The sequence below is a fragment of the Salinivibrio sp. HTSP genome (assembly GCF_003390965.1).
GTDB classification, from domain to species: Bacteria; Pseudomonadota; Gammaproteobacteria; order Enterobacterales; family Vibrionaceae; genus Salinivibrio; species Salinivibrio kushneri.
This window is the reverse complement of record NZ_PXUD01000008.1, coordinates 1-9635: the sequence shown is the minus strand read 5'-3', so window position 1 is coordinate 9635 and position 9635 is coordinate 1. Positions and strand designations below refer to the sequence as shown.

General features: G+C 50.7%; 7 protein-coding genes. 1 reads left to right on the top strand and 6 read right to left on the bottom strand.

The window, feature by feature from the left end:
* Positions 1 to 119 precede the first annotated feature (119 nt).
* Positions 120 to 2390 (top strand): 5-methyltetrahydropteroyltriglutamate--homocysteine S-methyltransferase, encoded by a 2271-nt coding sequence (metE, locus tag C7A19_RS01620; protein ID WP_116643981.1) that lies wholly within the window; start codon positions 120 to 122, stop codon positions 2388 to 2390.
* 166 nt (positions 2391 to 2556) lie between these two features.
* Here the strand turns inward: metE and rpsO are convergent, their stop codons facing one another.
* From rpsO to rimP, 6 genes are all read right to left on the bottom strand, one after another.
* Complete coding sequence (rpsO, locus tag C7A19_RS01615; protein ID WP_046075122.1) at positions 2557 to 2826, bottom strand: 30S ribosomal protein S15; 270 nt, start codon at positions 2824 to 2826, stop codon at positions 2557 to 2559.
* Between the two features lie 154 nt (positions 2827 to 2980).
* Positions 2981 to 3937 (bottom strand): tRNA pseudouridine(55) synthase TruB, encoded by a 957-nt coding sequence (gene truB, locus C7A19_RS01610; protein ID WP_077486709.1) that lies wholly within the window; start codon positions 3935 to 3937, stop codon positions 2981 to 2983.
* A gap of 3 nt (positions 3938 to 3940) precedes the next feature.
* Complete coding sequence (rbfA, locus tag C7A19_RS01605) at positions 3941 to 4333, bottom strand: 30S ribosome-binding factor RbfA (RefSeq protein ID WP_046075120.1); 393 nt, start codon at positions 4331 to 4333, stop codon at positions 3941 to 3943.
* Between the two features lie 86 nt (positions 4334 to 4419).
* On the bottom strand, positions 4420 to 7137 hold the full coding sequence (gene infB, locus C7A19_RS01600; protein WP_077458689.1) for a translation initiation factor IF-2: 2718 nt from the start codon (positions 7135 to 7137) through the stop codon (positions 4420 to 4422).
* A gap of 21 nt (positions 7138 to 7158) precedes the next feature.
* Complete coding sequence (gene nusA / locus C7A19_RS01595) at positions 7159 to 8646, bottom strand: transcription termination factor NusA (RefSeq protein ID WP_069362135.1); 1488 nt, start codon at positions 8644 to 8646, stop codon at positions 7159 to 7161.
* A 21-nt stretch (positions 8647 to 8667) separates the two neighbouring features.
* Positions 8668 to 9123, bottom strand: coding sequence for a ribosome maturation factor RimP (rimP, locus tag C7A19_RS01590; RefSeq protein WP_069362134.1), 456 nt, complete (start codon positions 9121 to 9123; stop codon positions 8668 to 8670).
* Between the last annotated feature and the right edge of the window lie 512 nt (positions 9124 to 9635).

Genomic DNA, 9635 nt, shown 5'->3' with positions numbered 1-9635 from the left:
TGGTGACGTTCTAACATGTCTATTCCATGACTAAAATTCATTGATTAATGAAATAATGCCATTTTAGTTCATAACGAGAAAGCCCTATGCTGAATTCAATCAAAAAGGAGGACGTATAGATGGCTAAAAATCATAATCTCGGCTTTCCACGTATCGGCGCCCAGCGCGAACTTAAATTTGCACTCGAGCATTACTGGCGTGGCGAATCATCCCAACAAGACTTAACCGATCTTGCGAAAGATCTGCGCCGCAGTCACTGGCAACAACAAAGTGAACTCGACATCGCTCCCGTTGGCGACTTTTCATTTTATGACCATGTGCTCGACACCAGCTTTTTAGTCGGCAATGTCCCTGACCGTGTGGCTGCCCATCAAGATAACACCCTGGATAACTACTTCCGCGTCGCTCGTGGCCGCTCGGCAAACGATAGTGCTTGCCAGTGCGTGCATGCCGGTGAAATGACCAAATGGTTCGATACCAATTATCACTACATCGTGCCAGAATTTACCGCGCAAACAACGTTTAGTCTTCATGCTGAAAATCTATTGACGCAAATAGAAGAAGCCAAAATAACCGGTATAAACACCAAGCCAGTTTTAGTCGGCCCCGTGACTTACCTTTGGCTGGGCAAAGAAAAAGATGCATCGAACAAACTGGATCTGCTCGATAGGCTCTTACCCGTGTATCAAACCTTACTGAGCAAGCTGGCAGAAAAAGGCGTTGAGTGGGTCCAAATCGATGAACCGATCTTGGTCACGGAGCTCGCGCCTGAATGGCAGACGGCGCTAAAAACCGCGTATCGTGCATTAAGCCAAACCAAGGTCAAGTTATTGCTGGCGAGCTACTTCGGCGAGCAAGCTGAAAATCGTCCATTGGCGCAATCGTTGCCCGTTGACGGCTGGCACCTAGATGCTATTCGTGGCCGAGGGGATGTGGATGCATACCGTGAAGCGCTTAGCGATCAACACGTCCTATCTCTGGGTATAATCAACGGTCGTAATGTTTGGAAAACTAACCTTGATGCCACGTTAGAATGGCTCGAACCGATTCATCAATCTTTGGGGGATCGCCTCTGGCTCGCGCCGTCTTGCTCTTTGCTTCATGTGCCGGTCGATTTGGAAAGCGAGAAAAACCTCGACCCTGAGGTAAAAAACTGGCTCGCCTTTGCGTATCAAAAACTCGAGGAGCTGGATGTACTCGCGCGCGCCCTTAATCACGGCCGTCAAACCGTTCAGCCCGCGCTGGACAATAACCGTGAGGCAATCGAAAGCCGTCAGCAATCACCACGTGTACACAACCCTAAGGTGCAAGCCGCATTAGCAGCAATTACACCACAATTAGGGACACGGCAGCGTCCGTTTGCAGAGCGCATTCGCTTGCAACACGAGCAGCTCCAATTACCGCGTTTCCCAACCACCACTATAGGATCATTCCCGCAGACCAGCACCATTCGCCAAACACGCTTGCAATACAAAAAAGGCGAGATTGATGCGGTGACCTATCAGGACATTATGCGCAAAGAGATTGCCCATGCGGTGGAAAAGCAAGAAGCGTTAGGGCTCGATGTGTTAGTGCATGGCGAGGCTGAGCGTAATGATATGGTGGAGTACTTTGGCGAACAGCTGGATGGGTATGTGTTTAGCCAGTTCGGTTGGGTGCAATCGTATGGCTCTCGCTGCGTGAAGCCGCCGATTTTGTTTGGTGATATTGAACGTCCAAAAGCGATGACGGTGGAATGGACCCAGTACGCGCAATCTCTGACTGATAAGCCGCTGAAAGGCATGCTTACCGGACCGGTCACCATTCTTAATTGGTCATTTGTGCGTGACGATCAGCCACGATCACAGACCTGTAACCAACTGGCGCTGGCGATCCGCCAAGAAGTGCAGGATCTTGAGAAAGCTGGCACCCAAATCATTCAAATAGATGAAGCGGCGCTGCGTGAAGGTTTACCTTTGCGTCGCAGTGAGTGGCAAAATTACCTCGATTGGGCAATCAACGCGTTTAAAATTGCCGCCAACGGCGTGAGTGACGAGACGCAAATCCATACCCATATGTGTTATTCCGAGTTTAACGATATCATCGCATCCATCGCGGATATGGACGCCGACGTGATCACCATAGAGACCTCTCGCTCGGATATGGAACTGTTGGACGCATTTGATCACTTTGACTATCCCAATGACATTGGCCCTGGCGTGTATGACATTCACTCCCCCAATACGCCAAGCCAAGCGCAAATTGTTGGGTTAATGGAAAAAGCCGCCGCCCGTATTCCTGCAGAAAGATTGTGGGTGAACCCGGATTGCGGCCTAAAAACCCGCCAATGGGATGAGGTGATCCCGGCATTAGAAAACATGGTTGCAGCGGCGAAAGCGCTTCGTCAGTGACACTGCGTCAGTGACACTGCGTCAGTGACACTGCGTCAGTGACACTGCGTTATCAAAGCGAGTAGTCGACATACCGCCAAATAAAAAATGCGCCACGGACTCGTCCTGTGGCGCATTTTTTTAGCGCAAAAGAAAAGGGAGCCTGAGCTCCCTTCTCTCCAGAATCTTAGCGACGGATGCCTAGACGCTTGATAACGTCCAAGTAACGGTCAACGTTGTTCTTTTTCAGGTAGTCCAGCAGCTTACGACGACGTGAAACCATGCGTAGCAGGCCACGACGGCTGTGGTGGTCACCTTTGTGCTCAGCGAAGTGCGATTGCAGATCGTTGATTGATGCGGTCAAAAGGGCGATTTGAACTTCTGGTGAACCCGTATCGTTCTCAGTTTTACCAAAATCAGCAACGATTTGTGCTTTTGCTTCTGCAGTCAGAGACATAATGCTCTCCTAATAAGAGTGTGTGATTATCATGCACCAGCCAATCTCTGATTCAGCCGGTGCCCGAAGGCGCGTATTCTACTGACTTTCGTCTAAGGTAGCAATCTATCCACGCCGCTTTTCCTGTAAAAACACGCGCCGAAGCGTCGGTTTTTTAGCGCGCTTCAGGCTGGCGACTGGCCACCAAACGACGCGGGGCGACCAAACCATCGGCGTCGATTTCTCCCACACCAATGAAGTGACGCTCATCGCCTGCAGTTAAGCGAACAAAACCACTCGTAGGTGCATTGGGCACTTGAACCGCTTGCCCTTGCAATGCATAGCTGGCCATCACCGGCAGCAAGTTAATTTCACGTAGATCTTGCACCGCGGTATCGAGGGGCAGCAACAAAGGATCGAGCAGCTGCTTGGGCTGGATCTCTTGCTCTCTGGCTTCATTCAACAAGCTTTCCAGTTGCTCAAGCGTCACCATCTGGCGCGTTGGGTAGGCTGATACGCCAGTACGACGTAAGGCCGTCACATGCGCGCCACAGCCCAACATTTCACCCAGATCATCGACGATAGTGCGAATATAAGTGCCCTTAGAGCAATGCACTTCCATTTCAATCTCATCACCTTCAAAGCGCAGCAATTCAATCTGATACACCTTGATGGTACGCGCTTCACGTGGCACCTCGATACCTTGACGCGCATATTCATACAAAGGCTTACCTTGGTATTTCAGCGCCGAGAACATAGAAGGAATTTGCTGGGTTTCACCACGAAACTTAGCAATACAACGCTCGAGTAAGCCTAGGTTAACTTTCACGTCTCGGGTTTCTACCACGTCGCCATCGGCGTCAGAGGTGTTCGTGCGCTCACCCAGCTTTGCGACCACGCGATAACGCTTATCAGAGTCGAGCAAAAACTGGGAGAATTTGGTGGCTTCGCCCAGGCAAATAGGCAGCATACCGGTTGCGAGCGGATCAAGCGCACCTGTATGGCCTGCTTTTTCGGCAAAAAAGATACGTTTTACTTTTTGTAAGGCATCATTAGAGGTCATGCCCGTGGGCTTATCGAGCAGGATAATCCCATCAACGGGGCGACCTCGACGACGTTGACGACGCGCCATCTGTTACTCCTCACCTTTGTCATCTTCACCACGGCGCTCATCATCGCTGCGCACCGCTTTGCTTACCAAGTTGGAAATTCGAATTCCCTCAGTGAGTGACTCATCAAAAACAAACGTCAGCTCAGGGGTCACACGCAAACGAATCGCCTTGCCAACCAATGAACGAATGTAGCCACTGGCTTCGTTCAGCGCCTTTAGGCTCTCGGTAGGGGCTTGCTCGTCAACGGTTAAAAACGTGACGAAAACCTTCGCGTACGCCAAATCACGTGAAATCTGAACATCAGAGACAGTGACCATACCAATGCGCGGATCTTTAATCTCGCGCTGCAGTATCAGTGCAATTTCTTTTTGCAGCTGATGGGCGACGCGGTCTGTGCGGCTAAAATCTTTACCCATTTTCTTTTCTCTCAATAAAATGGGGGTAAGCGCATGCGCCTCCCCCCACGGTGTATCCAAACAACCTGGTTGATTTATACGCTTAATCAGTCGATTGAGCGCTGAATTTCAACCGTTTCATAGACTTCAATCTGGTCACCAACGCGAACGTCATTGTAGTTCTTCACGCCGATACCACACTCGTAGCCTTTTTTCACTTCGTTGACATCATCTTTGAAGCGACGCAGTGATTCTAGCTCACCCTCGTAGATAACCACGTTTTCACGTAGTACACGGATTGGGTTGTTACGCTTAATCACACCTTCAGAAACCTGACACCCGGCAATGGCGCCCAGTTTCGGTGATTTGAAGACATCGCGTACTTCTGCAAGACCGATGATTTCTTGTTTGAACTCAGGCGCAAGCATACCGCTCATCGCTTGTTTCACTTCATCAATCATGGTGTAGATGACAGAGTAGTAGCGCAGATCCAAGCTTTCATTTTCAATGGTCTTACGCGCCGCCGCATCCGCACGGACGTTAAAGCCACAAATGATCGCATTAGACGCAGCGGCCAAGACGGCGTCAGTTTCAGTGATACCACCGACACCTGAGCCGACGATCTTCACTTTCACTTCATCCGTTGACAGTTTCACCAGTGAATCAGCAATTGCTTCGACAGAGCCTTGAACGTCCGCTTTCAGCACGATATTCAGCTCAGCCACTTCACCTTCAGCCATGTTCGAGAACATGTTCTCCAGTTTGGCTTTTTGCTGACGTGCCAGTTTCACGTCACGGAACTTGCCTTGACGATAAAGCGCCACTTCACGGGCTTTCTTCTCGTCACGCACAACCGTGGCTTCGTCACCGGCTGCTGGCACACCAGACAGACCGAGGATCTCAACCGGAATTGACGGACCCGCATGCTCTACGTCTTGGCCATTCTCATCACGCATCGCACGGACACGGCCATATTCCAAGCCACACAGAACGATATCACCTTTGTTCAAGGTACCTTCTTGAACCAGCACTGTCGCGACAGGACCACGGCCTTTATCAAGACGTGATTCAACCACCACACCGCGCGCCATGCCTTGCTCGACCGCTTTCAGTTCAAGCACTTCTGATTGCAGCAAGATAGACTCAAGCAAGCCATCAATGTTCTGGCCTTGTTTCGCCGACACATGCACGAAGATGTTTTCACCACCCCATTCTTCTGGGATAACGTCATACTGTGCGAGTTCGTTTTTCACGCTGTCAGGGTTAGCGCCTTCTTTATCCATCTTGTTGACGGCCACAATCAAAGGCACACCGGCCGCTTTCGCGTGTTGAATCGCTTCTTTGGTTTGTGGCATCACGCCATCATCAGCGGCAACCACCAAGACAACGATATCCGTTGCACCCGCACCACGTGCACGCATCGCGGTAAACGCGGCGTGTCCAGGGGTATCTAAGAAGGTGATCATGCCATTGTCGGTTTGTACGTGATACGCACCGATATGCTGGGTAATACCGCCCGCTTCGCCCGTCGCAACGTGCGCTTTACGGATGTAGTCAAGCAGCGAGGTTTTACCGTGGTCAACGTGACCCATGATAGTTACCACCGGCGCACGTGGTGCGACGGGTGCATCGCTATCACGATCCGAGAGTACAGCCTCTTCCAGCTCGTTCTCTTTACGTAGGATAACCTTGTGGCCCATTTCTTCCGCCACTAGTTGCGCGGTTTCTTGGTCGATCACTTGGTTAATCGTCGCCATCGCACCCATTTTCATCATGGTTTTGATGACTTCGGCGCCTTTGACAGCCATCTTGTTGGCCAGCTCCGCTACGGTGATGGTTTCGCCGATTTCAACTTCACGGTTTACTTTCTGCGCTGGCTTTTTAAAGCCATGCTGCATCGATGATGGCTTAGCCATGCGGCCTTTGCCTTTCCCACCTTTGCCACGACGGCCACGAGTGGTTTTATCTTCGGCTGCATTGGCCTTTTTCTTTTTCTTACGACGTGGCGCCGCGCTTTCTTCGCGACGATCCGCCTCGTCTTCTGCCTCACGGGCGTACTCGGAAGTGACTGTATGGTGATCAGCCGCCTCCATGGTATTAAGTGCTTTGTCTTGATCTGACCAGCGTTCTTGGTTTGCTTCTGCCATTTTGCGTGCCTCTTCTAACTGCCGCTGACTTTCTTCTTCAGCTTTACGCTTGGCTTCCTCTTCCTGGCGACGCTTAAGTTCATCAGCTTCTTTCTTCGCTTGCGCATCAGCAGTTTGAGCTGCAGCAGTATCCGCTGCGTTTTCTGTAGACTGCTCAGTTTTCGGTTGCGCTTGCGGCTTGGCTTCACGCTTAGCTTTTTCTTCGGCTTCGCGTTTGGCTTTCTCTTCTGCTTCACGTTTGGCTTTTTCTTCCGCCTCACGCTTGGCTTTCTCTTCTGCTTCGCGTTTCGCTTGCTCTTCCGCTTCTAGACGCGCTTTTTCTTCGGCTTCGCGTTTCGCTTGCTCTTCCGCTTCTTGCGCTGTCTTTTGCTCTTCAAGCTCGCTACGCTTCACATAGGTACGCTTCTTACGCACCTCAACTTGGACATCTTTGTTCTTTCCGCCAGCCCCTGACACGCTCAGTGTGCTACGTTTCTTGCGCTGAAGCGTCAGACGCGTCGGAGCATTGCCGTTATCACCGTGCTCACGCTTTAAATGCGCGAGCAAAGCTTGTTTCTCATCTTGGCTTACCTGATCGTCAGCCGACTTTTGCATACCAGCTTCTTTAAACTGCTTCAGCAGACGATCGACTGGCGTATCAATTTCCTTCGCCAGCGTATGTACTGTAACCTCTGACATTCTGCTCCTCCTTTGCCGTCTTTACGCTTCGTCGCTGAACCAGCAGATATTACGTGCGGCCATAATTAGCTCGCCCGCACTGGTTTCGTCTAATCCGTCAATATCTAACAGATCGTCAGTGCCTTGATCAGCCAGATCTTCCAAGGTCTTCACGCCTTTAGCGGCGAGTTTAAAGGCCATTTCACGAGAAAGACCATCGAGAGCCAGTAAATCTTCGGCAGGTTCAACGTCTCCCAGCGACTCTTCTTGTGCCAGCGCGATGGTGGTCAACGCTTCTTTGGCACGTGCGCGCAAAATCTCGACGGTGTCTTCGTCTAGACCATCGATTTCGAGCATTTCGCTGGTTGGCACATAGGCCACTTCTTCAAGGGTGGTAAACCCTTCTTCTACCAAGGTTTCGGCAAAGTCTTCGTCAATATCGAGGTATTTCACAAACAACTCGACGGAGGCTTGCGCTTCTTCTTGGTGCTTTTTCTGTAGATCTTCAACTGTCATCACGTTCAGTTCCCAACCGGTTAGTTGAGACGCCAAACGAACGTTTTGACCATTACGGCCAATGGCTTGCGCCAAGTTATCCGCCGCGACAGCGATATCCATGGAGTGCGTGTCTTCATCGACGATGATAGAGGCTACGTCGGCCGGTGCCATGGCATTGATCACAAATTGTGCAGGGTTGTCGTCCCAAAGCACGATGTCAATGCGCTCGCCACCTAGCTCGGTCGATACGGCTTGCACACGTGCACCACGCATACCGACACAGGCGCCAACAGGGTCAATACGCTTGTCGTTGGTTTTAACCGCAATTTTCGCCCGCGACGCTGGATCACGCGCCGCGCCCATCAGCTCAATCATTTCTTCGCCAATTTCTGGCACTTCAATGCGGAATAGCTCGCTGAGCATTTCCGGCTTTGAGCGAGTCATAAACAGCTGGAAACCGCGTGCCTCTGGACGGACGGCATACAGCAAGCCACGTACACGGTCGCCTGGACGGAAGTTTTCACGAGGCAGCTGATCGTCGCGCTGGATAGCCGCTTCCGCGTTGTTACCCAAATCAACGATGATCACATCGCGGTTCACCTTCTTAACCACACCGGTTACCAGCTCACCTTCGTTGTCCATGAACTGCTCAACCACTTGTGCACGCTCAGCTTCACGGACTTTTTGTACGATCACTTGTTTCGCGGTTTGGGTGGTAATACGGTCAAAGGCAACAGATTCAATCTGATCTTCAACGTAACCGCCCAACTCTAGGGTCTCGTCTTCGTATTGTGCCGCTTCTAACGTAATTTCACGCGTCGGCTGGGTGACTTCATCAACCACGAGCCAACGGCGGAATGTATCGAATTCACCGGACTTGCGATCAATGGCGATACGTACATCAATGTCGGCTTCGTACTTCTTTTTAGTTGCCGTTGCCAGTGCGGTTTCTAGTGCCTCAAAAATACGCTCACGGGGAACGGCTTTTTCGTTTGAGACCGCTTCGACAACAGCCAAGATTTCTTTATTCATCTACTAATGCCTCATTTACTCTTAAAATGAAGGAACCAGGTTTGCTTTGGCGATATTACTCAAGGCAAACGCCTCATCTTGGCCGTCAACGCGAACCGTGATGGTATCGCCATCGACAGAAAGAATTTCTCCTTTCCACTTACGGCGGTTTTGCATAGCCATTTTCAGCACGATGTTCACTTCATGCCCGATGAATTGCTGATAATGATCAGCGGTGAACAGTGGACGGTCAACCCCAGGCGATGACACCTCAAGGTTATAAGCCACTGTGATTGGGTCTTCTACATCCAACACGGCACTGACCTGACGGCTCACGTCGGCACAATCGTCGACGGTAATGCCATTTTCATGGTCGATAAAAATACGCAATGTTGAATGCTGGCCAGCTCGAACAAATTCAAGCCCAACCAACTCATAGTCCAACGCCTCAACCGGCGCGGCCAAAAGTTCAGTCAGTTGTTTCTCTAATCCTGTCATTCCAAACCCCAGAAATAAAAAAAGGGCTTAAAAGCCCAGTTACTATCCGAATGGTCTTCTTCAGATAACAAAAAACCCCGAAAATCGGGGTTTAATGTAACTGGACCCTGATGCCATGCTATCAACATAAGTCGCTAGCATAGCCGTTATCGCTGGTGTCGGAATCATCTCAGCAATAACGAGAGAGTAACTCTCTGCACAAAGGCTTATTGGTCCGCTTTGTGCTGCCCCCGAGGGCAAAAAGGCTAGCACATGGCTAGCCCGGTCAGCGTGGCTTTGACAAGAAACGCTGACGCGTTATTCAGTTTAGCCGTTATTTAAACAACAAACTTAAATTCGGTTGCGGAAGCGGACTTTATCGCTTCACCAACCTAAGATTGGTTGCGGGAAGCGGATTTTATCGCGCTGTGCAACGGCGCCGACCGGAGGTCGTGTTGATTGCGTTCAACCTGATATTTCACTTCACCAACCTAAAATTGGTTGCGGGAGACGGATTTGAACCGCCGACCTTC

Bases quoted from the DNA above. Each gene is read 5' to 3' on its own strand.
- rpsO (WP_046075122.1), bottom strand. From the start codon at position 2,826: ATGTCTCTGACTGCAGAAGCAAAAGCACAAATCGTTGCTGATTTTGGT.
- metE (WP_116643981.1), top strand. From the start codon at position 120: ATGGCTAAAAATCATAATCTCGGCTTTCCACGTATCGGCGCCCAGCGC.
- rimP (WP_069362134.1), bottom strand. From the start codon at position 9,123: ATGACAGGATTAGAGAAACAACTGACTGAACTTTTGGCCGCGCCGGTT.
- truB (WP_077486709.1), bottom strand. From the start codon at position 3,937: ATGGCGCGTCGTCAACGTCGTCGAGGTCGCCCCGTTGATGGGATTATC.
- nusA (WP_069362135.1), bottom strand. From the start codon at position 8,646: ATGAATAAAGAAATCTTGGCTGTTGTCGAAGCGGTCTCAAACGAAAAA.
- infB (WP_077458689.1), bottom strand. From the start codon at position 7,137: ATGTCAGAGGTTACAGTACATACGCTGGCGAAGGAAATTGATACGCCA.
- rbfA (WP_046075120.1), bottom strand. From the start codon at position 4,333: ATGGGTAAAGATTTTAGCCGCACAGACCGCGTCGCCCATCAGCTGCAA.